Consider the following 23,391-nt stretch of genomic DNA (forward strand, 5'->3'; position numbering starts at 1 on the left):
CGGTATGGCGGTCGGTGTGTGCCTGGTGGCCGGGTTGGTTGTCGGTGGGGGCGGCGTCGCGCCGCCCCCACCGGGTCGTTTCTAGAGTTCGGCTCGGGGTGGGAAGTCGTTGATGGCGTCGGCGAGGTTTTGGGCGATCTGGTTGTGATAGGCGGTGTTGGGGACACCGTTGGTGAGGTATTGGGGTGCGAGTTGGTTGGGGTTTGTGGTGTCTCGTACTGCTGCGTCGTAGTCGACGATGTAGTCGGCTCCGTGGCTGAGTGGGTCGGCCAGCAGGGCGTTGTTGAGGGCGCGTCGTTGGGTTTCGCGCGGGTCGCCTGCGTCGAGGCCGAGTGGTGGCACGGTGGTGAGGATGACGTGTACGAGCGTGCCGTCGGGACGGTTGTGTCGCTTGAGTCCGGCCGGGCTGTTGGTGCTGATCAGGTTGAGGAGATTGTTGCTGATCTCGCCTGCTGATGCCCCACTGAGGATGTCGGAGGCTCCTGCGGCGATGAGCAGTGAGCGGAGGTTGGGTGAGGCGAGGGCGGTGCGGTGGAGGTCGGTGGTGGCGTTGGCGGCGGTGAGGACACCGGTGTTGAGGTATGGGCCGGAGTTTTGTTGGCGGTGGCTGAGTTTGATGTCGCCGGCGCTGAGGGTGCGTTGGTGGACGCGGACGTCGGCGACTGAGCCGTTGTAGTAGTCGGTGGGGTTGCCGGCGAATTTGGCGCGGCCGATGGTGAAGGGCCCGTTGGTGGGGAAGAGGGTGACGCCGGTGGCGGTGTCTTCGAGGTTGCCGTTGATGTAGAGGCGGATGGTCTGGGTGCCGGCGTCGTAGGTCGCGGCGAGGTGGGTCCAGACGTTGAGTTCTGGTGCGTGGTCGGACAGGACGCGCCAGGTGGTGGATTGGGCTGAGTCGGCGGAGATGACGGACAGGGCCCAGCGCTGGTGGGCGGGGGAGTACTGGAGGTAGAAGGCGTTGTAGGTGGTGCCGTCCTGGCTGAGCAGGGTTTGCCAGCCGTTGGTGGACTGGAGTTTGGTCCAGGCGGTGACGCTGAAGTTTTTGCTGGTGTCGATGGCTTTGTTGGCGGTGAAGTGGCCGTTTGTGCCGTTGAGGACGGCGGAGCGCCGGGTGGGGTCGGTGGTGTTCCAGGTGACGCCGCCGTGGGCGGTGGCATGGTTGTTTCCGGCGGAGTCGTGTGCGGTGGTGCCGGTGCCGTCGTTCATCCGCCAGCGTGCGGTGTCGGGGATGCCGCTGCGGCTGGCGTTGACGATGCCGCCGGGGATGGTGTAGCCGGTGGCGGCGAGTTTGGCGGGCAGTTCGTCGACCCAGGTGTTGCGTTGGGTGGTGCCGGGGGGTGCGGTGGCGGTGAGGTGGTCGCCGAGGACGACGATGGTGCCGTGGCCGGGTTCGGTCGTGGACGCCTCGACGCCGGTGACGAAGTAGCTGCCGTTGAGTGTGGTGGTGAACGGGGTTCCGTCGGTGTTGGCGACGGTGTTGCCGTTGGCCAGGAAGGTCGGTGCGGTGGCGTCTGCGTGGACGGGGGCGAGCGCGGTCGCGGTCGGGAGGTGCAGGCTCACGACGAGGTTGCCGTTGCCTCCGGTGGGGTATGCGACCGGGTCGCTGTGGGCTTCGCCGCCGGCGGGCAGGGTGATCGAGTCGTTGCCGTTGAACTTCAGCGTTGTGGGTGTGGCGATTGCCGAATCGGTGCCGGTCTGGGCGGCGATGGTGGCCGCGCTGATGGTGACCGGGGCGGTGTTCAACGCGTTGGAGAGTTTCACCCGTGCCTGGCCGCCGGTCACGGTGGGCCGTAGGACGGTGCGCAGGGTTTTGTTGGCGAACCCGTGGCCGCCGGGTGGGACGACGGCGGCGTCGGAGGGTGCGGACCAGGTGCCGACCCAGCCGGTGTCGACGGGGCGGGGTGCCATGGACAGCACGTGCAGTGCTGCCGCCGGGTCGCAGGTGGCGCGGAGGAACGCGGTGCCGTAGTTGGGCAGGGTGATCGACTTGACGGTCTTGGTGGGGTTGGCCGGTACGAAGATCGGCGTGATCACCGGCTGGAGGTCGCGTTCTTGTGCGAGTGATGCGTTGCGGTAGGGCAGCGTCATCCCCGCGGTGTCCTTCGGTACCCAGACCCAGTCGCGGAGTTCGGGGAACAGCGGGTTGTCCGTGGTGCCGTCGGTGTAGGTGATGGTGCCGGAGCGGGGTGCGGTGGTACCGCAGGTGCTGACGGCGAGCAGGCCGATGGCGTTGGCCCTGATCTGTTGGGCGGCGGGGAAGGGGATGGTCTGGCCGGTGGCCACGACGTTGTCGTTGCCGGTGGTCGGGTTCGGGGTGGGCATGGTGAACACCGCGCCGTTGATCGTGACGGTGTTGCCTGGTGCGAGGCCCGCTGCGGCGAGGGTTTGGGCGGACAACGAGTTGTGCTGGAAGTCCAGATCGCCGACCGTGGCGCCGTCGTTGCTGATTCCCTTGTTGTTCAACGCGTCGGTGAAGCTCGCGGTGGTGACGTTGTTGATCGGTTGGATGGTGAGGTAGTCCATGCCGATGATGTGGTGGGGCGCGATGGAGTCGGGGTTGGAGTCCACGGTGCGGAAGGTGATCCGGTGTTCGCCCGCGCCCAGGTGGGCGCCGCCGAGGCCGACGTGGGTGGTGATCAGCGTCGGGTGGTAGCCGTCGATCGGGGTGGTGTCGGTCTGGCCGATCGGTTTGTCGTCGACGCTGACGGTGAACTTGGCGCGGTTGTTGTTCTTGAGCAGGCCGAGGCCGATGGCGTAGTCGGCTTCGATGGGGGTGGTGAACTTGAGGGTGAAGGCCTGGTTGGTGTTGTCGGCTTCGAAGCGGCGCATCGCGTCGCTGTTCCAGTCGGGTTGGGGGCCGGGCCAGTGGGTGAGCGGTTTGTCGGCGTTGGCGATGGGTAGTGTCTCGGCGTCGAGTTTCACGGTGGGGGACAGGTCGATGTAGTCCACCCCGGTGCGGAACTGGGTCGCGGTGGAGCCGGCCTTCTTGGTGATCTTGATGCCGAGTTCGTGTTGTCCTGCGGAGAGCTGGACTCCGGCGAGTTGCTTGTCGATGCCCTTCGGCGGTGCGTTGGTGCCGCCGGGGAATGCGCTGCTCACTTCCGCGCCGTCGAGTGTGAATTCGGTACGGTCGGGGAGTGCGGTGTGGTCGACCAGGCCGATGTCGAGGTTGTAGTCGCCGGTGGTGGGCACGGTGAACGGCAGCTTGAGGGTGGTGCCGTTGACCGGCGTGGTGGCGGTGAGGTATTGGCCGCCGGACAGCGCCGGGTCGGTGGTGATCGCGGTGGTCAGTCCCCAGCCGGTGCCGGCCAGGGTTTCGGCTTCGATGCGTTGGGTGGGTGCGGGCGCGACGAGAGTGGGTGCGACGTAGAAGCGGTAGGCCGTGGATTCGGGGGAGAGCTTGTGGGCGTCGTCGAAGCTGCGGACGTGCAGGGTGTGGTAGCCGGGGCTCATGTTCGTGGGCAGGGTGATGGTGGCTTTGCCGTCGGTGTTGGCGACCCAGCCGCCGCCGGGGAAGGTCTGGTTGTAGTCGCAGTCGGCGGTGTTCGGGACGCGCTCGGTGCCTGCGCCGTTGAAGGTGTAGGTGAAGCCGACGATGTCCGCCGCGCCCTGGGCATCGAAGGAGAACGTGCCCGGCTGGCTCTGGGGGCGCCCCCAGTCACCGACGGGGTAGTCATTGCTGGTGATGGTCGGTGTGGCGGTGATGGGTGCGGTGCGGGCGGTGAACCACAGGAACCAGGACCAGCGGTCGGCCCACAGGTTTCGGCCCGGGTCGCCGGGGAACTGGTTCCTGGCCGCGACCGTGGTGTAGTAGTCGCCGTTGGGCAGGCTGTTGTTGGTGGCCCACTGGCCTTGTGTGCCGGAGGCGATGACGGTGGGCGTGCTGCCGGAGTCGGCCTTCAGGGTGGTGCCGTCGCTGGTCCAGACTTGGTAGTAGAGCCCGATGTTGAGCGGCGGGTCGTTGTTGTCGGTGGCCGTCGCGTACAGGGTCGGGTGGGCGTCGGGGGTGACGATCCTGCCGCCGCAGGTGACCGCGTTGCCCACGGCGGTCGCGGTGGCAGGGTTCGGCCGGAACGCGAAGGCCACGTCCAGGTACGGGTCGTTGGCGAACTTCTTCCACAGGTCACGGTTGTTCTCGTCGGGCGAGATCAGGCCCAGGGACAGCGACGGGGAGTTCCAGTCGGCGACGTTGTTGAGGCTGGAGTGGACGTCGAACTCGACACCGCCTGCGCCACCGCAGTCGACTCCCGCCTTGGACTCCTCTCTGTCGACTTCGAAGCCGGGCGCCCCTGGCCATCGGGTGGTTTCGTCGATGGTGTTGGTCTGGTGGACGGCGACAGGGTACGGGGTGGAGCACGACGTGCCATGCTTCTGCAGCGCATAGAGTTTGGCGCTGAAGATTGTGGCTTTGTTGCCGTTGCGGTGTTGGAGTTCGCCGGTGGGGAATCGGAAATACGACCTGGCGACCCAGCTCCCGTTGCAGCCATTCCAGTTGCCGCACAGGCCGACCTGGGCGTCCATGTTCACGTTCCAGTAGACCCTGTCGTTGCTGGTGACCTCGACCCACGCGTCGTGGTTGCGTGACATCACCGGGTCGATGTAGACCGGGTACTCCACGTCCTGGCCGCGCAACGCCTCGGCGTCGGGGGTGATCGTCAGCTCTGCCGTGGTCGACGGGCCGGTGTCGACGGTCGTGGCGGTGAGGTCCAGTGTGGACACTTTGCCGCTGCCGGGGTCTGTGGCGGTCGGGTCGGGCCCTCGTTTGGCGTCCTTGGTGGAGTCCCACATGATCGGGGTCGAGCCCTGGAACACGACCCGCCCGGCGTCGTCGGTGGCGCTGAGAACGTCGCCTGTGTTGGTCAGGTCCAGGCCGGTGGTGGCGGCGTGGAGCTTGAACGACGACAGCGCCGGGTTCGCGGCGGCCTGTTCGTTCTTGACCACGAGGACTTCGGAGTAGCCGGTGCTGTTGGCGGCCAGTTGGAGGTCGACGCCGGGAAGCAGTTCCGGGTAGGTGGCGCTGGGTCCGTTCACCACCGGTTCGGGCAGCGGGGTCGGCCAGCTCAGCGTGAAGGTCTTGTCGCCCTCGCGCATGGTGACCAGCGGTGAGGTGCCGCCTGCGGAGAACGACACGTCCAGCGGGGTCGCGGTGGGCGCCAGTGTGCCGTCCGCGGCGCGCACGAGGTCGGTGTCGATGTCCTGCCAGGTGCCGTTCTTGTTGGTGCGCACGGGTTTCACGTGCGACCGCAGGGTGAACGTGCCGTCCGGGTTGGCCAGCACCGTGCTGGCCTCGGTGAGCCTGTCCGCCACCGGCACCGGCTCCCCGGTGCGCTGCGCCTCGGTCAGCGCGGTCTTCTCTCCGGGCGTGTGGAGGTCCGCACGGGCCGGCGGTGCGGGTTCCGGTGCTGCGACCGCTGTGGGCTCGAATCCCACCAGGGTCTGTAGGACTAGCACACCGGCGATCAGCGCACTCAGCGATGCCGGTCTGCGCGTGACGAAGCCAGACGATCTTTGACGCACGAGTCCCCCCGGACGGTTCCGCGACGGGCCCAATCCGGGCCGGAGCGGACCCTAGCCAGCCGCGCCCACCTGCGGATAGACACTTGAAGTGTGACTAGGACCACAGGGTCTGTGTGTAACGGTGACCCCGCTTCGATCAAGGTTCGGCCGTCTTCGTGAGTGGTCTTCCGGAGTCGGTTGCGATGGCTTACTGTTCGCTGGCCTGTGACCGATCACGGTCCTGTTCTCAGGGGGGCTTGAGGCATGTTCGGTGGGGATTCCGCGCGTCCGCACGCGGTCGGCGCGTCCAACTCGGGTTGGTCCAGACGGACGCCGTCCGCCCTCCTGTCGATGGCCGTGACCGCTGCACTCGCGGTCGGGTTGACCTCCGATGTGGTGCGAACGTTCGAACTTCCCGTCGCCCAACGGCAGGAACCCATCTCCCACCGCGAAATCCCGTTGGCAGCCGAGGAACAGCCCTCCGCTGAACCGGCCTACGCCCAACCGGACCATGCCCGCTGGCCCGACGCGGGCAAGGCGTCGGTGTCCGCCGGAGCGTCATCGCGTCGCGCGGGCGGCCTGCCGGTGACCGTGGCGGCCAAGGGGGACAAGGAACGGCGGTTCGACGTCGAAGTCGTCGACCAGGACGCTGCACACCGCGCGGGTGTGGCCGGCGTGGTCTTCACCGTCACGCCGACCGACGGCACCATCGAGGACGTCTCCGTCGGCTTGGACTACTCCGGTTTCCGCAATGCCGGCGGTGCCGAGTTCGGGTCGCGTCTCCGGTTGGAGCAGTTGCCCGATTGCGCGTTGTCCACGCCCGACAAGGCCGAATGCCAGGTGCGGACGCCGTTGCCGTCCACCAACGACCCGGCGGCCAAGACCGTGACCGCCCCTGCGGTCCGGGCATCCACCGACGCGCCACCTGCCAGGAAAGTCACGGCAGGCGCGCCGTCCGCGCAGACGATGGTGCTCGCGGCGACCGCCGGAAGTTCCGGCCCCGACGGCACCTTCGAGGCATCGTCACTGTCGCCGTCCGGGACGTGGGCGGTGTCGGGCAGCTCGGGCTCGTTCAGCTGGTCCTACCCGATCACGCTGCCTCCGACGTCCTCCGGTTCGACTGTCGCCCCGAGTGTCGCCCTGTCCTACAGCTCGTCCTCTGTGGACGGTCGCACGTCGGCGACCAACAGCCAGACCTCGTGGATCGGTCAGGGCTGGAACTACTCACCGGGTTCCATCGAACGCACCTATCGCACCTGTGCCACGGACAAGACGCTGCCGCAGGCACAGCAGACCGGTGACTTGTGCTGGGCCGGGCAGATCGTCACGATGAACCTCGGCGGCCAGGCCACCGAGCTGGTGTACCAGGAAGCCACCAATACCTGGCGCGCGTCGGTCGACGGCGGTGCGCGGATCGAACTGCTCATCGGCGCGGGCAACGGTGTACACGACGGCGAGTACTGGAAAGTCACCAACACCGCCGGTGTCAGCTACTACTTCGGCCGCAACCGCGGCCCCGGCTACACCGGCCAGGAACAGACCAACTCCGCCTGGACGGTCCCGGTCTACGGCCCCCGCGCAGGCGACAAGTGCCACAACCCCAGCGGGTTCGCCTCGTCGTGGTGCATGCAGGCATGGCGCTGGAACCTCGACTTCGTCGAAGACCCCCACGGCAACGTCACCGCCTACTACTACGACCAGGAGACCAACCACTACGGCGCCAACACGCAGACCGCTGGCGTCTCGTATACCCGCGGCGGCACGCTCAAGCGCATCGACTACGGCCTGCGCAACACCGGCGGCTCCATCTACGGCGCGGTCGCGCCGAACCAGGTCGTGTTCGGTGTGGCGGAACGGTGCCTGCCTGACGCCGGGTTCGACTGCGCCCCGTCCAAGTTCACCGCCGACAACGCCACCCGGTGGCCGGACACCCCGCAGGACCAGGAATGCAAACCCGGCGCGGTGTGCAACAACCACTCCCCGTCGTACTGGTCCACCAAACGCCTGACCACCATCACGACCCAGTACAACCAGGGTTCCGGTCCGGTCAAGGTCGACGAGTACCGCCTGACCCACGACATCCCGACCCTGACCGACAACGCCAAGGAACTGCTGCTCCAGTCGATCACCCGCACCGGTTTCAGGGGCACCGACTCGATCACCCTGCCGGCGATCACGTTCACCCACCAGGCGTTCGACAACCGGGTCGCGGGCTACAGCGGCCTTGGCGGTCTGGCGCGGTGGCGCATCACCAACATCAAAACGGAGACCGGCACCGGGATCATCGTCGACTACAGCGCGCCGGACTGCACGAAGGACAGCGTCCCGACCGACCTGGCCAACAACACCCGCCGTTGCTACCCCGTCTACCGCACCCTCCCGTTCAACCAGAACCCGACCCTCGACTTCTTCCACAAGTACGTCGTCGACAAGGTACTGGTCACCGACGGCGCGCTCGGGCCGAATGGCGAGCCCCGTCTGGGCGCCTCACCTACACAGATCACCACCTACACGTACCTGGGCACACCCGCCTGGCACCACGACGACTTCGAACTCGTCCAACCCGAGCACCGCACCTACGGCCAGTACCGCGGCTACGGCAAAGTCGAAGTCCGTACCGGCGACACCCAGCGTCACGACGCCGGCGTCCACGACAAGCAGACACTGACCCGCACCACCTACTTCCGCGGCATGGACGCCGACACCCTGCCCGGCGGCGCACACCGCACCGCCACCGTCACCAACTCGCTCGGCGAGACCACCACCGACCACTTTCGCTACACCGACACGGCCTACGAGACCGAGGTCTTCAACGGCGACGGCGGCCCCCGCATCTCCACCACCATCACCGACCCGACCGTCATCGGCACCACCGCCACCCGCGCCCGCACCGGCCTGCCCGCGTTGACCGCCGACGTCATGGGTATCGCCCGCACCAGGACGATCACGCACCTCGCAGCCGGCGGCACCCGCACGGCGGTCACGACCAACCGTTACGACGACACCGGCCGGCTGGTCGCCCGCACCGAGTCCGGTGACGGTGTCCCGGATCTGTGCACGAAGACCGGCTACGCCGACAACACCACCACGTGGGTCCGCGACCGAGTATCCGAAGTCACTGTGTCGCAACAGTCCTGCCCGACGGATGGCGTAGCTCAATCCTCGATTCTCAGTTCGTCGCGCACCTACTACGACCAGAGCACCATCCTCGGTCAGACCACGGCGGGTGACCCGACCCGCGTCGACACCGCGACCGCGAACACCAACGACCAGTTGACGTTCGCCACCACCGACACCATCGGGTACGACATCTCCGGTCGCGTCACATCCAAGACCGACGCACTACAACGCATTACGAACATCGCCTACACCCCGGCGGACGGCGGCGTGGTCACCAAGACGGTGACCACAAACCCCAAGAACCAGACCAGCACCGTCGAACTCGAACCCGCACGCGGCAAGCCGACCGCCACCATCGACGTCGGCTCGCGACGCACCGACGTCGGCTACGACGCCCTCGGCCGCGTCACCGAAGTCTGGAAACCCGGACAGATCCGGCGATCCGGCGGCGGCTCTCCGGCGATCACCTACGAATACCTGGTCCGCGACAACGGGCCGCTGGCGGTCACCACGAAGGCGCTGGTCGACTACATCGACGGCACCAACTACCTGACGAAGATCGATCTGTTCGACGCCTTCGGTCAGCTCCGCCAAACCCAGGCCGACGCCGTGGACGGCGGGAACGGACGCGTCGGCAAGGACGTTCTCTACGACTCGCACGGCTGGGCACGCATCACCAACAACCGCTACGTCACCAGCGGTGTCCCCACCACAACCCTGGTCCAGGTCGACGCGTCGGGAGTCAACGACCGCACCGTCACCGACTACGACGGCGCAGGCCGGGCCGTGCTCGCCACCGCCTACAACGGCTCCACCGCCACCTGGAAGACCAGGACCGTCCACGGCGGCGACGGTGTCACGGTCTTCCCGCCCCAAGGCGGCACCATCACCACGAAAATCAACGATGTCCGCGGTCGTGACGCGGAGGTGCGCCACTACACGAACCCGCCGACCGTCACCGGCGACACCGTCACCGGTGGCGCCTACCAAACCACGACCCACGAGTACACCGCGCTGGGCCAACTGAAGAAGAGCACCGACCCGGTCGGCAACCAGTGGACGTTCAGCTACGACTTCCTGGGCCGCAAGACCAGCCAGACCGACCCCGACGCCGGCGCCTCCAGCACCACCTACGACCTCGCGGGCCAGATCCTGACCACCACCGACGCCCGCGGCACGACCCTGGCGTTCACCTACGACGTGCTGGGCCGCAAGACCGCCGAATACGCCGATTCCACCAGCGGCACCATGCTCGCGTCCTGGTCGTACGACAACGCCATCAACGGTGTCGGCCTGCCCGGCTACACCACCCGGTACACACCCGACGGCCAGTACAGGACAGGCCCGACGATGTACAACGGCCAAGGACTGGTCTCCAAGACCGTCACCCAACTCCCGGCCGCCGAGACCGGTCTGACCACACTGTTCACCACGACCTTCGGCTACACCTCGACCGGCCAGGTCTTCCAGGTCCAACCGCCCACCACCGGAGGCCTGCCCGGCGAGGTCATCGGCACCAAGTACAACAAGTACGGCCAGCCGATCAGAACCGACGGCAGCAACGCCTACGTCTCCGACGCGTCCTACACCGCGTTCGGCGAAGCGAGCCAATACCTACTCGGACCGTCGAACAACTCCGCCTGGCTGAACTACGACTACGACCCCCAGACCCGGCGACTGACGCACACCTCCCTCCACGCGCAACAGACGCCCGCCCAGATCGACAAGACCGAGTACACCTACGACCCCGTCGGCAACGTCACCAGATCCGCCAACACCCAGGGTGCCGACGGCCAGGCCCCGGTCCGCACCCAGTGCTACACCTATGACGCCCTACGCCGCCTGAACAACGCCTGGACCGCCACCGACAACTGCGCCGCCACCCCCACCACAACCCCAGGCCACGCCAACATCGGCGGCCCCACCCCGTACTGGACTTCCTGGACCTTCGAGCCGGGCGGCCTTCGCACCACCCAAACCCAACACGCCCTACCCGGCACCACCGGCGACACCACCACGACCTACACCTACCCCACCAGCGGCAGCGCCCAACCCCACGCGCTGGCCAGCGCCACCACCACCGGGCCGTCGGGCTCCACCCTGTCCAGCTACGGCTACGACACGGCCGGGAACACCACCCGCCGCACCATGCCCTCCGGCGAACACACCCTGACCTGGGACAAGGAAAGCCGCCTCGCCACGGTCAACTCACCCGCGGGCACGACGAAATACGTCTACGACGCCGACGGCAACCAACTCGTCCGCCGCGACCCCGGCAAGACCACCCTCTACCTACCCGGCCAGGAACTGACCCGCGACAACACGAGCGGGGCCATCACCGGAACCCGCTACTACACCCACAACGGCACCACGGTCGCCGTGCGCGTCGGCAACACCAACCCCACCTACCTCGTCTCCGATCTGCACAACACCATGTCCGTCGCGGTCCAATCGGTCGGGTTCGCCGTCAGCCGCCGCGTCATGGACCCCTACGGCAACCAACTCGACCAGACCGCCGGCCTCCCCTGGCCGGACCGACACGGGTTCCTGAACAAACCGGTCAGCCAGACCACCGGACTCACCGACATCGGCGCACGCAAATACGACGCCGCCACCGGCCGGTTCATCAGCGTCGACCCCATCCTCGACCTGACCAACTCCCAGCAGTGGACCGGCTACGCCTACGCCGACAACAACCCCACCACCTTCAGCGACCCCACCGGCCTGGCGACCTGGATGTGCCCGGACGGCGAATGCGGTGGCGGCAAACGCCCCTCCAACGGCCTGGGCTACGACAACTCGATTCCCACCCCGAGAGTGGATCCCCCCAGCCCGGTAGACCGCACGCCCCCGAGTTGCACCACCAGCAACTACCCGGCAGCAAAATCCTGCGGCACCGGCAACCCGACTCGCTCCACAAGCGGCTACCCGGCCTGTCCCAACTGCCAAAACGGTCCCATGACCCGTGAAAAGGCCCAACTTCTCCTGACCATCATCGGACTGTTCCCGGTCGTCGGTGAAGTGGCGGACCTCGCGAACTGCGGGATTCACGGTGCCCACGGCGAGCACGCCGACGCGGCGTTGTCCTGCGGCGGGGCCGTCCCGGTGGCGGGCATGGCCGCAAGCCTGGCCAAAATCGCCAACGGCGGAAGAAAGCTCGACCACGCCTCGGACGGCGTGACGGCGGCGGGCAAATGCGTCAACAGCTTCACTGGCGACACCCACGTCCTCATGGCCGACGGCACCACCAAGCGCATCGACGAGATCAAAGTCGGCGACAAGATCGCGAACAACGAACCTGAACGCGAGCAGGTCGAAGAAAATAAGGTCATCGCTGTCCACATCACTGACGCTGATAAGGAATATGTCGATCTTACGATCGTCGCATCAGAAGGTCCGAAGACCATCAGCACCACCGCTCACCACCTTTTCTACAACGCCACTACGGGCAAGTGGACCAACGCGGATGGGCTGGAGCCAGGTGATCAGCTCCAGACGCCCGGCAACGGTCGCGTGGCCGTCCACGCCACTCGCCAGTACAGTGCTAGTCTCCGTACGTACAACCTCACCGTCGACGGTATTCACACGTATTACGTCCTCGCGGGCCGGGCGTCGGCCCTGGTTCACAACTGCAATGGCTTGGCTGATCCTTGGCAGGTGATGGAGCGGATTCACGGGGCGAAGGATGGGCACGTATGGAAGTTGCACGGCCCCGGAACGCCAGCTAAGTCCCCGGGCAGTGGAACCCTGAGCAAGTTCGGTGCAGAAACGTCGCCTGAGGATGTCATCAACGTGGCGATGGCGGGTGTCAACAAGAACACCTACGTCGGTCCCGGCAACATCCCGGGAACCCACCAACACATCTACGACACCGGAGTGGCGGGGTTCGGTACAGTCGATGGCGTTCCGACGTCGTGGGTGAATATCTACGTCGACGACAAAGGGAATCTTGGCACTATGTTTCCGATTATAAGATAGGGTTGTGGGATGGCGATGTCAGCCGCTATCAGTCTGAGGTACGTTCCCGACGATGCTTCGCCGTACGGAAACCCTGAACGGCAGATGGACTTGGCGACCGCGCCGGTATATCAGTTGTTCTTCTCGTGTTTCATGGGTGACGTCGATCTGGTCATCGCAGGCGCGGACTTCAGGACGAGCTTCGGGTGGGTGTCAACACTCGGTTTCGGCATCGGGTTGTTGCGATCGATTCGAAAGTTGGCGTCTGAAGAGGTGGTGAGGGTTGGCTTCACCGAGTCCGAGGATTGGATCGAGTTTCGCGTCCAAGATTTGCTGGTCACTACCTCCTGCTCGTATTCGACGGCCATCGCAGCCGTTTCATACGACCAGTTGCTTGAGGTCGCCAAGGGCGCGTTGGGCGAGCTTCTCGACGAGCTCAAACCCAGGTATCCTGCGCTCAATCGGAATCCGTATCTGATTGATGCCCTGAGTCTGGTGCAAGGCTGATCGGGTTCGCGGCTGGGCATAGCTTTGCAGGTATGTGCCACCATTTCGGTATGGACGTTGTGCTTGCCGAAAACCTTTCCACATCGATCGAGCGGCGTGGTGGTACACATAAGGAGGGTCGCTCAACCGCTGTCGTCGGCGGATGTCGAGAGGCGTGAGCCCTGCTTGATCTGTGGCAGTGAGTGTAATGATTGGGTGTTGGCGATGCCCGGATGGAGGCAGTGGGCCAACAGCAAATCCGAGAGCGCGCAAACTGAGGCACACGAGGTACTCGCGGTCCATATCGCTGATGCCGACAAGGACTATGTAGATGTTGTCGTAGCCACTCCAAGCGGCCTTAAGGTCGTCCGTGAGACCGCCCATCACCCGTTCTACGACGCCACCATTTGACAGTGGGTCGGCGCGGTCAACCTTGAAGCGGGCGAACAACTCAAAACGTCAGGTAATGGTCGTTTGAGTATCTATGCGGTTCGTAGACGAGGTCGACCGAGTCGTCCAGGCGGGCACGTAGTTCGTCGGGTTCCATCCGTTACTGGACCTGTCGCCAAGCGTAGGGGACGTCGCGGTAGTCGACCGGTGGGGGCAGACCCGATGCAGAGTCGAATCCCGTCACCCGCACCGTCAGTCCGGACTCGGCTTCGTAGTAGCGGGCATGCCGTGACAGGGCCAGCAGTCCGCCGCCTGTGCCGACGCCGAACTCGACCACGGTGACGCCCCGGTGGTCGAGCGCGGCGGCCAGTTCCACCGCTTTGCGGACGCCGTGCGCGTACATCGGGCGGTCGACCATGCCCAGTTGGTAGCGCACTCGGTCCGGCAGCAGCGGGATGCGCTCGGTCAACCTGATGAGATGATCCTCGCGGATAGCGGGGATGGTCCACCCTCGCAGTGTCGACAGCAAACCGGCCACTGACCTGCCCCTTCATGGGCGATGTGGATTGCGCATCGAAGCGTATCCATCCCGGTTGAACGCGCGCAAGGGCGTGAATATTTTCCTGGGTTGACAACCAGCGGTTGTGAACCCACGCGTGTCGTTTGTTTGCTGTTGCCCTGTGTTTTCGTTGGGATGGCGATCGTCTGTCCGTCGCTGCAGCTCGGGAGCCGTCCGTTGTCGTCGTCCTCGTTCGTCCACCTGCATGTGCATACCGAGTACTCGATGCTCGACGGCGCGGCGAAGATCGGGCCGTTGTTCGATGAAGCTGCCCGATTGGGAATGCCCGCGGTCGGCATGACCGACCACGGGAACATGTACGGCGCGGACGAGTTCTACCAATTGTCGAAGAAGTCCGGCATCAAGCCCATCATCGGCATCGAGGCATATCTGGCACCGGTCAGCAGGCACCACAAGAAACCGGTGTTCTGGGGTCAGTCCGGGCAGCGCGGCACCACCGACGAAGGTGTCGGCGGCGACGTCTCCGGCGGCGGCGCCTACACGCACATGACCATGGTCGCGGAGAACGCCACCGGCCTGCGCAACCTGTTCAAGCTGTCCTCGCTGGCGAGCCTGGAGGGCTACTACCGCAAACCGCGCATGGACCGGGAGCTGCTCGCGGACAACGCCTCCGGCATCATCGCCACGACCGGGTGCCCGTCCGGCGAGGTGCAGACCCGGCTGCGGCTCGGACAGCAAGCCGAGGCACTCCAGGCAGCGTCCGACTACCGGGACATCTTCGGCCACGACAACTTCTTCCTCGAACTGATGGACCACGGCCTGCCCATCGAGCGCTCGGTCCGGGAAGGGCTACTGGACATCGGCCGGAAGATGAACCTGCGTCCCCTGGCCACGAACGACTCGCACTACGTCACCAAGGACCAGGCCGAAACGCACTCCGCGCTGCTGTGCGTGCAGTCCGGCAAGACGCTCGGCGACCCGAGCCGGTTCAAGTTCGACGGCGACGGCTACTACCTCAAGTCGGCCGACGAGGTGCGCGCCTTCTGGGACACCGAGGTGCCCGGCGCCACCGACAGCACCCTGCTGATCGCGGAGCGGGTGCAGTCCTACGCCGAGGTGTGGGAGCACCGCGACCGGATGCCGGTCTACACGCCGCCTCCTGGCCACGATGTGAACTCGTGGTTCCGCGCCGAGGTGATGCGCGGCTTGGAGTGGCGGCTCCCCGGCGGCGTGCCCCGCGAGTACGTCGAACGCGCGGAGTTCGAGATCGACGTCATCGTGCAGAAGGGGTTCCCGGCCTACTTCCTGATCACCGCCGACCTGATGAACCACGCCCGCGAGGTCGGCATCCGCGTCGGCCCGGGGCGGGGTTCGGCGGCGGGATCACTGGTCGCCTACGCCATGCGCATCACCAACCTGGACCCGATCGCGCACGGCCTGCTGTTCGAGCGGTTCCTCAACCCCGAGCGGATGTCCATGCCCGACATCGACATGGACTTCGACGACCGCCGCCGCGGCGAGATGGTCCGCTACGCCACCGAGAAGTACGGGGCCGACCGGGTCGCCCAGGTCATCACCTTCGGCAAGATCAAGACCAAGGCGGCGATCAAGGACTCGGCCCGGGTGCACTTCGGCCAGCCCGGCTACGCCATCGCCGACCGGATCTCCAAGGCGCTGCCGCCGCCCGTCGCGGCCAAGGACATCCCGCTCGGCGGCATCGTCGATCCCGGCCACGAGCGCTACCCGGAAGCCGCCGAGGTGCGGGCGCTGATCGAGTCGGACCGGGATGTCGCCACCATCTTCGAGACCGCCCGCGGTCTGGAGGGCCTGATCCGCAACGCGGGCGTGCACGCCTGCGCGGTGATCATGTCCTCCGAACCGCTGGTCGACGTCATCCCACTGTGGCGACGCGACGACGGCGCGGTGATCACCGGGTGGGACTACCCGTCGTGCGAAGCCATCGGCCTGCTGAAGATGGACTTCCTCGGGCTGCGCAACCTCACGGTCATCGGTGATGCCATCGACAACGTCGAGGCCAACCGCGGCGAGACGGTGGACCTCGACAGGTTGAGCACGGACGACCCGAACACCTACGACCTGCTTGCCCGCGGCGACTCGCTGGGTGTGTTCCAGCTCGACGGCGGCGCGATGCGCGACCTGCTGCGACGCATGCGGCCCACCGGTTTCGAGGACATCGTCGCGGTGAACGCCCTGTACCGGCCGGGGCCTATGGCGATGAACACGCACAACAACTACGCCGACCGCAAGAACGCCCGGCAGGCGATCGAGCCGATCCACCCCGAGCTGGCCGAGCCGCTGCGTGACATCCTCGCCGAGACCCACGGCCTGGTCGTGTACCAGGAGCAGATCATGCAGATCGCGCAGCGGGTCGCCGGGTTCTCCATGGGCCGCGCGGACGTGCTGCGCCGGGCGATGGGCAAGAAGAAGAAGGAGGTCCTGGAGAAGGAGTTCGAGGGCTTCCGCGACGGCATGAACGCCAAGGGCTTCTCCGACGAGGCCGTGCAGGCCCTGTGGGACACGATCCTGCCGTTCGCCGGGTACGCGTTCAACAAGTCGCACGCCGCGGGCTACGCCCTGGTCGGTTTCTGGACCGCCTACCTCAAGGCGAACTATCAGCCCGAGTACATGGCCGGGCTGTTGACCTCGGTCGGGGACAACAAGGACAAGTCCGCCGTCTACCTGGCCGAGTGCCGGCGACTGGGTATCAAGGTGCTGCCGCCGGACGTCAACGAGTCCTCGTTGCGCTTCTCCGCGGTCGGCGACGACATCCGATTCGGCCTCGGCGCGGTGCGCAACGTGGGCGCGAACGTGGTCGAGTCGATCATCGCCACCAGGAACGAGAAGGGCAAGTACACGTCCTTCACGGACTTCGTGGAGAAGTCGGAGCTGGTGTGCTGCAACAAGCGGGTCCTCGAGTCGCTGATCAAGGCAGGCGCCTTCGACTCCTTTGGGCACGGTCGACGGGCGCTGCTCGAAGTGCACGAGGAGGCCGTCGACGCGGTCGTCGGGCTCAAGCGTCAGCAGGCCATGGGCCAGTTCGACCTGTTCGGCACCGGGGACGAGACGGTCGCCGAGCCGGATGCCGGGTCGTCCCCCTTGTCGCACCTCCGGCTCGATGCCGAGGAGTGGCCCCGCAAACAGCTACTCGCCTACGAACGGGAGATGCTCGGCCTGTACGTCTCCGCACACCCGCTCGACGGCACCGAGCACATCCTGCGCAAGGCCGCGCCGAGGTCGATCGGCGCGGTGCTCGCCAACCCGCCCCGTGAGGGTGAGCTGGTCGTGTCAGGGATGATCTCCGCACTGGAGCGCCGGGTCAACAAGAAGGGCGAGACCTGGGCCATCGCGGTCATCGAAGACCTCGACGCCTCCATCGAGGTGCTGTTCTTCCCCAAGAGCTACGCGGTGCTCTCCGAGGAACTGGTCGAGGACGCCGCGGTCGTCGTCAAGGGCCGGGTGAACTGGCGGGAGGACAAGATGTCGGTCTTCGGTTCGGACCTGGCGTCGCTCGACCTCAGCAGCGCCCGGCTCGATGGCAGCGAACCCCCGCTCGTGCTCGAGGTGACGACTGCCAGGATCACCAGGGACAGCGTGGTGGAGCTGCGTTCGACCTTGCAGGCGCATCGGGGAAGCACGCCGGTGCGCATCGTGGTGGGCAGCGGTCCCCGCAGCGTCACCCTCGCGGTGGACGACTACCCGGTGTCGGTCACCGCGGCCCTGTTGGGCGAGTTGCGGTCCGTCCCGGGAGTGCGCGTGACTTCCTGACGCCACGCGGTGGTGTCAGGCGAGGAAGGCTGCCCGGTCCGCCTCGGGCAGCCACGCCCCGTCGACGTGGTGCGCCCGGAATCCGCTCCGGATGTGCTCGACCAGCTCGGGCAGCAGGGCGTGCTCGTTGTCCGGATGCCACAGCAGCGACCACGGGTAGGTCGGGCGCGGCGGCGCAACCGCCAACCGCACCACGCCGGGGTGGTCCGGCACCCGGCACTGCTCGCCGATGAACCCGATGCGGTCGGTGCTGCGCGCGATCCCGCCGACGAAGTGCTCGTAGCCGAAATTCGGTCCGGTGCTGTCGATCCGCACGCCGAACGCGGCGCTCACCGCGTCCCAGAAGTCGGTCCACTCGGTGTCGGGCGCATTGCCCGGCATCCACGCCGTGGCGCCGGCCAACTCGGCCATGCTGACCTCATCGCGCCCGGCGAGCGGGTGGCCCGTCCCGACCAGCACCTGTGCCGGCTCCAAGTGGGCGGGGATACTCCGCAGCCCGTCCTCGACGAGGGAGCCGGTGAGCCGGGCGAACGCCGCGTCCACCTTGCCGGTCTTGAGCGCCGTGCGGGCCGCCCGCAGACCGGTCGAGGTGACGACATCGATGTCAGGTTCGTCGGCGGCCTCGTAGAAGTCGCGCACCAACTCCGCCGCCGCGAGTCGCGTGTCGAGCACGTCCACGCGCAGCGGTCGGTCCCGCCCGGTGAGCACCGCCAAGGCGTGGTCCGCAGTGGCCAACAACGTCCGGGCGTGGGGCAGGAACATCTCACCCGCGCGGGACAGGCCGGTACCCGCGCGCAGGCGGGACAGCAGCACCGAGCCCACGGTCGACTCGAGCTTGGCTATCCGCTTCGACACCGCCTGCTGCGTGATGCCGAGTTGTGCAGCCGCCTCGCCGAAATGCCTGTTGTCCGCCACCGCGACGAAAGCACGCACCGAACCGAGGTCCAGCTCCGCCATCCATGCCTCCCGGCCCCGCCGACCGCTGTGCCACAGGCTGTCGTGCGTGTGCACCCAGTGTGGTGATCATCCTACAACTGCGGGATGTCCACCGCTGGTGGAGCGGTGCGGCGTCGACCTGGGTGGCGAGTCCTGGGCGGGCCGTTGGAGGCGGTCGAGCACATCGGACTGCGCGCCCACCTCTCCTGCTCCGCAGTTGCGGCCGGACCCGCCCACCATCACCTGATCACGGCCCGGGGTGATCGCGGCACAGCAGGTCGAGGTCCGGCACGATCAGGTCGACCGGGACGACGTTCCCCATGGGCAGCCCGGCGTAGACGGCAGGTGCCATGCCGTAGCCGTCCCGGCGGACCGTCCGATATGCCCACCGGGGCCACAGCGGAAGCCGCGACGCCTCCCACCACGACCAGGCGGCCAACAGCCCTGTCACGAGTGCGAGCGCCCCGGTGGCGGTGGCCTCGGCTCCCTCCCACGCCGCGAGCACCGCACCCGCGACCGCTGCCAGCGCGGTGCCCCGCACCCGCCACACCAGCGCGACCACGGCGGTCCCGGTGGCCGCAGCCGCGCCCATCCCGCCGCTCGACCCGACGAGCAGCGCCGTGGCCGCGACCAGCTTGAGCAGGGTCAGCCGCACCTCGCCCAACGGGTGCGACGACACCACGTCCTCGGGCAGGTCCTGCCACCGCGGCGGCGTGCGCCACTGCGTGCCGGTCGCCCGCGCGTGTTCCTGCCACCACGGCAGGTAGACCTCCCGGTGCCAGACCCCGCAGTCGTGCCTGCCGGTCCTCCAGGGTCAGCAGTCGCGCCAGACCCATCATCAGCAGCACCGAGACGCAGATCCCGACGACATATCCGGGCTCCAGCGGCACCTCCTGGTAGGGCCCCTGGTCGAAGCTCGCCAGGATCGGGACCATGAACGAGGTGGTGATCGCGCAGGCCGCCCAGTACACCGGGCTCGGCACGGCGGCGATGCCCCGCCACGTCGCGGTCAGCACCCACAGCAGCGCCGGCACCGCGCAGTACACCAGGGCGGGCCACCCGAACTGGAGCGCCGACCCCGCCAGCACCAGCAGCCCGGCAGCCGCCACCAGGACGCGCAGCACGGTGATCGCCTTGAAGGGCGTGCGGTCGGACAGTTCCTGAAGCAGGCCCGAGAGCCATTTACTCCACATACCGTCATGGGTATTGGGACATCTGCCGCATGGGGGAGACCTGCACGGGTTCTTTTCGTCCGCTTCACCCGTCCGGCCGAGGGTGTGGAGTTCCGAGGAAGGGGGCGCGTGTCAGCCGGCGAGGATGAAGACGGCCTTTCCCTGGAGCTGTCGGTTGTCGAGCAGGGTGATCACGTCGTTGACCTCGTCCCAGCGGTGCAGGCCGAACTGCGGGTGCAGGCGTCCGGTGGCGGTCAGGCGGACGAGGGCGGCGAGGTCGGTGGCCCAACTGGTGGTGCTGTCGTACACGGTGAACTGGCGCACGGCGGCGGACTCGTGACCGCTGAAGTAGTCGAAGAAATTCAGGGTGACCGGTTGCCCGGACGCCTGGCCGAACCACAGGACCAGGCCGCCGCGACGCACCTTGGCCAGGGCGGCGGGCAGGTGGTCGCCGCCGATCGACTCCAGCACCACGTCGAACGGCCCCTCGGCGTCGGCGATGCGGTGGACCACGGTGGTGGCGCCCAGCTCCGGCAGCCGCTGCCACGGCTCGTCCGCTGTGGCGACCGCGGTGATCTCGGCGCCTGCTGCGACGGCCAGTTCGACCACGTAGTGCCCGACTCCGCCGGTCGCCCCGGTCAGCAGGACCCGGCGTGCGAACAACCCGCCCGCGCTGCGCAGCAGTCGGGCTGCGGTGATCCCCGCCGTGGGCAGGGCGGTGGCGGTCGCGGCGTCCACGTCGTCCGGCGGCACCGCGAGTCGGTCGGTGGCCACGGCGGCGTACTCGGCCCACGCGCCACCGGCCGGTGAGTAGCCGACGACCCGCTGCCCGACGGCCGGGCCACTGCCGTCGGTGGCCGCTCGCACGACGGTGCCCGCCAGGTCGTCACCGGGACGCCACGCGGGGTCCGGCCGGAATCGAGGTCCTCCGGTCAGCCGGATCAGGTCGGCCCGGTTGAGCGAGAACGCCTCGACCGCCACCAGCGCCTCGCCGGGTGCCGGTACGGGATCGGCCACCTCGGCGCGTTCCACCAGGGCGTCCTTGTCGTCGGTAGGGATCATTGCCTGCACGAGCGGTCTCCGTTCTGCCTTGCGGTCACCGGGTCACCGTAGGAAGGTGGTTGCCCGCCCGGAAGAACGCACGTGCATGAACGAAGGGAACCTTCAGGTGAGCACCCAGGTCGGGACGGCCGACGCCCACGGGGATGTGACGCACGCCAACTCCGTGGCCCGCGAGGTGATCGACCGGATCGCCGACAGGTGGGTCCTGCTGGTCATCTCCGCGCTCGGCGACGGCACGCTGCGGTACAGCCAACTGCGCACCCGGATCGACGGCATCAGCCACAAGATGCTCACCCGCACCCTGCGGAACCTGGAGCGCGACGGCCTGATCGCCCGCCACGTCCACCCCACCTCCCCGCCGCAGGTGGACTACACGCTCACCCCGCCCGGCCGGACGCTGCTGCGCACCGTCAGCGGGATCTGCCACTGGACCCGCGACCACCTCGACCACATCGAGACCGCGCGTCGGGCCTATGACGCGAAGCTGTCCTGACCCGAGGCTTCCCTGATACGAGGGTTATCCGACCCGAGCTTCTCCGGCAGGAGCCTGCGCCGACGCCAAGCTCCACGATGGACTGACACGCGGGGCCGGGCCCGGTGTCGCGGCGTCCACATGCGACTCCCGTCACAGCACGGGCACGCGTTGTCCGACAGGCGTGTTAGGTTGAACAGACGTTCAACCGAAACCTGACGACCGAGTCGTCGGCTCACGCCCACCGGAGAGGAGATCGCGTGCCGCGCACCCCTGAGGCGTCCGCCGCCGTCCGGGACGCCACCCGGGCCCGCATCCGCCGAGCCGCCGTGCTGCTGATGGCCGAGCAGGGTTATCGCGCCACCACCCTGCGCCAGGTCGCCGCCCGCGCGGGAGTGGCCGACGGGCTGCCGTCGCGCTACTTCGGCAGCAAGGCGGGACTGCTGATCGACATCGCCGACGGCTGGCGGGAGCGCACCCGCGCCGCGCTCGCCGCCCATCAGGATGGCGACCCGGCCACCACCTTGCGGCTGCTGATCCGCTCGGCGCTGCTCGGTCTGGACACCTCGCCCGACGAAATCGACGAAGGGCGCGCCGTTTCCGCACTGCTCGCCGACCCGGAAGCCCGTGAGGTCCTGCACGAGGCGGGCGCGGACATCGCCTCGGCAGACCTGTTGCGGGCGCTGGACGACGCGCTGGTCCGGGCCGGCTCACCCGACCCCGAAGGGGATCGGCTCGTGCTGATGGCCGGCATCCGGGGCGGACTGGTCCTCGCCGCCGAGGACCCCGGATTCCCCCTGCGACAACTGGAGGACGCGCTGATCAACCGACTCCGACCGCCCACCACGTGACACGACCGCCCGCACCACGACCGTCATGCGCCATGACCGTCCGCACCGATCGTCTGCCCGCTCCGCCAGGAAGTAGAAACCCATGACCGCACCGAACATCCGCCCCTTCCGCGCCGAGATCCCGCAGGCCGCGCTCGACGACCTGAACGCACGGCTCGCCCAGACCCGTTGGCCCGCAGCGCTTTCCGGCGACGACTGGGACTACGGCGTTCCCGTCACCTACTTGCGCGAACTCGCCGAGCACTGGCGCACCGGCTACGACTGGCGCGCCCACGAAGCCCGGCTGAACTCCTTTCCGCAGTACATCACCGGAATCGACGGCAGCGACGTGCACTTCCTGCACGTCACCTCACCGGAACCCGACGCCGTGCCGCTGATCATGACCCACGGCTGGCCCGGCTCGGTCTTCGAGTTCCTGGACGTCATCGGCCCGCTGACCGACCCCCGCGCCCACGGCGGCGATCCCGCTGACGCCTTCCACGTCGTGGTCCCGTCCATCCCCGGGTTCGGCTTCTCCGGTCCCACCACGCAAGGGCGCTGGGACCACCGCCGCGTCGCCCGTGCCTGGGCCGAGCTGATGCGCCGGCTCGGGTATGACAGCTACGGCGCGCAAGGCGGCGACTTCGGCTCCGGGATCTCCCGCGAACTCGGGATTATCGCGCCCGACAACGTGATCGGCATCCACCTCAACAGCTCGCCCACCTTCCCGGACGGCGACCCGTCGACACTCGACGACCTCGACCGCGAACGGCTCGCCGGCTGGGCCCGCCACCAAGCGGAAACCTCCGGTTACGTCGCCGTGCAGGCCACCCGGCCGCAGACCCTCGCCTACGCCCTCACCGACTCCCCGGTCGGCCAACTGGCTACACCCAGCGCCTGGCCGAGGCCGGTGCGGTCGCATCCGTGGGCAGCACAGGAGACTCCTACGACTGTGAGACTGGTAGTCGCCACCAGCCAGCCTGACTCCTGCTTACGACTGACCCCACGATCTTTGGGTGTCCGTGCTGTTGATCTGTCGTCCGCCTGGCGGTGCATCACCACTGTGGTGCCGGCCGGACGGGCAGTGACCTTATAGGAGCCTGATCGCAGCAGGTCCCGTCACAGTCCCGTCCACCCGACCGGCCGGCGTCACGAACCCCGTGTCCC

General features: G+C 67.5%; 12 protein-coding genes. 7 read left to right on the top strand and 5 right to left on the bottom strand.

The window, feature by feature from the left end:
• Positions 1-81: 81 nt before the first annotated feature.
• A complete protein-coding gene (locus ACQPZF_RS16900) occupies positions 82-5,448 on the bottom strand; it encodes a LamG-like jellyroll fold domain-containing protein (RefSeq protein ID WP_433272634.1) in 5,367 nt (1,788 codons plus the stop codon).
• Positions 5,449-5,850: 402 nt separating this feature from the next.
• On the opposite strand from ACQPZF_RS16900, the gene ACQPZF_RS16905 reads away from it, so the two are divergent.
• Together ACQPZF_RS16905 and ACQPZF_RS16910 are read left to right on the top strand one after the other, a co-directional pair.
• Positions 5,851-12,591 carry an RHS repeat-associated core domain-containing protein gene (locus ACQPZF_RS16905; RefSeq protein WP_433272636.1) on the top strand — a complete coding sequence of 2,247 codons (6,741 nt, stop codon included), beginning with the start codon at positions 5,851-5,853 and terminating at the stop codon, positions 12,589-12,591.
• A 9-nt stretch (positions 12,592-12,600) separates the two neighbouring features.
• Positions 12,601-13,077 (top strand): hypothetical protein, encoded by a 477-nt coding sequence (locus ACQPZF_RS16910; protein ID WP_433272638.1) that lies wholly within the window; start codon positions 12,601-12,603, stop codon positions 13,075-13,077.
• 529 nt (positions 13,078-13,606) lie between these two features.
• On the opposite strand, the gene ACQPZF_RS16915 is transcribed toward ACQPZF_RS16910, so the two are convergent.
• Entirely contained in the window at positions 13,607-13,915 is a 309-nt protein-coding gene (locus ACQPZF_RS16915) for a hypothetical protein (protein ID WP_433272640.1), read from the bottom strand.
• Between the two features lie 267 nt (positions 13,916-14,182).
• Here ACQPZF_RS16915 and dnaE point away from each other — a divergent pair, with 267 nt between their 5' ends.
• Complete coding sequence (dnaE, locus tag ACQPZF_RS16920; protein WP_433274583.1) at positions 14,183-17,752, top strand: DNA polymerase III subunit alpha; 3,570 nt, start codon at positions 14,183-14,185, stop codon at positions 17,750-17,752.
• A 15-nt stretch (positions 17,753-17,767) separates the two neighbouring features.
• Here dnaE and ACQPZF_RS16925 read toward each other — a convergent pair whose 3' ends face one another.
• Together ACQPZF_RS16925 and ACQPZF_RS16930 are read right to left on the bottom strand one after the other, a co-directional pair.
• Entirely contained in the window at positions 17,768-18,709 is a 942-nt protein-coding gene (locus tag ACQPZF_RS16925) for a LysR family transcriptional regulator (protein WP_433272642.1), read from the bottom strand.
• A 226-nt stretch (positions 18,710-18,935) separates the two neighbouring features.
• Positions 18,936-19,367 carry a hypothetical protein gene (locus ACQPZF_RS16930; protein ID WP_433272644.1) on the bottom strand — a complete coding sequence of 144 codons (432 nt, stop codon included), beginning with the start codon at positions 19,365-19,367 and terminating at the stop codon, positions 18,936-18,938.
• Positions 19,368-19,621: 254 nt separating this feature from the next.
• On the opposite strand from ACQPZF_RS16930, the gene ACQPZF_RS16935 reads away from it, so the two are divergent.
• Positions 19,622-19,852, top strand: a complete 231-nt coding sequence (locus tag ACQPZF_RS16935; RefSeq protein WP_433272646.1) for a hypothetical protein — start codon at positions 19,622-19,624, stop codon at positions 19,850-19,852.
• A 140-nt stretch (positions 19,853-19,992) separates the two neighbouring features.
• Here ACQPZF_RS16935 and ACQPZF_RS16940 read toward each other — a convergent pair whose 3' ends face one another.
• Positions 19,993-20,922: a zinc-binding dehydrogenase gene (locus tag ACQPZF_RS16940; protein ID WP_433274585.1), complete on the bottom strand. Its 930-nt coding sequence runs from the start codon at positions 20,920-20,922 to the stop codon at positions 19,993-19,995.
• A 106-nt stretch (positions 20,923-21,028) separates the two neighbouring features.
• Between ACQPZF_RS16940 and ACQPZF_RS16945 the strand changes: the two genes are divergently transcribed.
• From ACQPZF_RS16945 to ACQPZF_RS16955, 3 genes are all read left to right on the top strand, one after another.
• Positions 21,029-21,415, top strand: coding sequence for a winged helix-turn-helix transcriptional regulator (locus ACQPZF_RS16945; RefSeq protein WP_433272648.1), 387 nt, complete (start codon positions 21,029-21,031; stop codon positions 21,413-21,415).
• 239 nt (positions 21,416-21,654) lie between these two features.
• Positions 21,655-22,245 carry a TetR/AcrR family transcriptional regulator gene (locus tag ACQPZF_RS16950; protein ID WP_433272650.1) on the top strand — a complete coding sequence of 197 codons (591 nt, stop codon included), beginning with the start codon at positions 21,655-21,657 and terminating at the stop codon, positions 22,243-22,245.
• An 82-nt stretch (positions 22,246-22,327) separates the two neighbouring features.
• Positions 22,328-23,320 (top strand): epoxide hydrolase family protein, encoded by a 993-nt coding sequence (locus ACQPZF_RS16955; RefSeq protein ID WP_433272652.1) that lies wholly within the window; start codon positions 22,328-22,330, stop codon positions 23,318-23,320.
• The last annotated feature ends 71 nt before the right edge of the window (positions 23,321-23,391 follow it).

Origin of the sequence: Actinosynnema sp. CS-041913 (assembly GCF_050942485.1) — a bacterium.
In the GTDB taxonomy this organism is placed as follows: domain Bacteria; phylum Actinomycetota; class Actinomycetes; order Mycobacteriales; family Pseudonocardiaceae; genus Actinosynnema.

Coding starts and splice junctions, on each gene's coding strand:
- ACQPZF_RS16935 (WP_433272646.1), top strand. CDS start 19,622: ATGAACGAGGTGGTGATCGCGCAGGCCGCCCAGTACACCGGGCTCGGC.
- ACQPZF_RS16910 (WP_433272638.1), top strand. CDS start 12,601: ATGGCGATGTCAGCCGCTATCAGTCTGAGGTACGTTCCCGACGATGCT.
- ACQPZF_RS16925 (WP_433272642.1), bottom strand. CDS start 18,709: ATGGCGGAGCTGGACCTCGGTTCGGTGCGTGCTTTCGTCGCGGTGGCG.
- ACQPZF_RS16955 (WP_433272652.1), top strand. CDS start 22,328: ATGACCGCACCGAACATCCGCCCCTTCCGCGCCGAGATCCCGCAGGCC.
- ACQPZF_RS16940 (WP_433274585.1), bottom strand. CDS start 20,922: ATGATCCCTACCGACGACAAGGACGCCCTGGTGGAACGCGCCGAGGTG.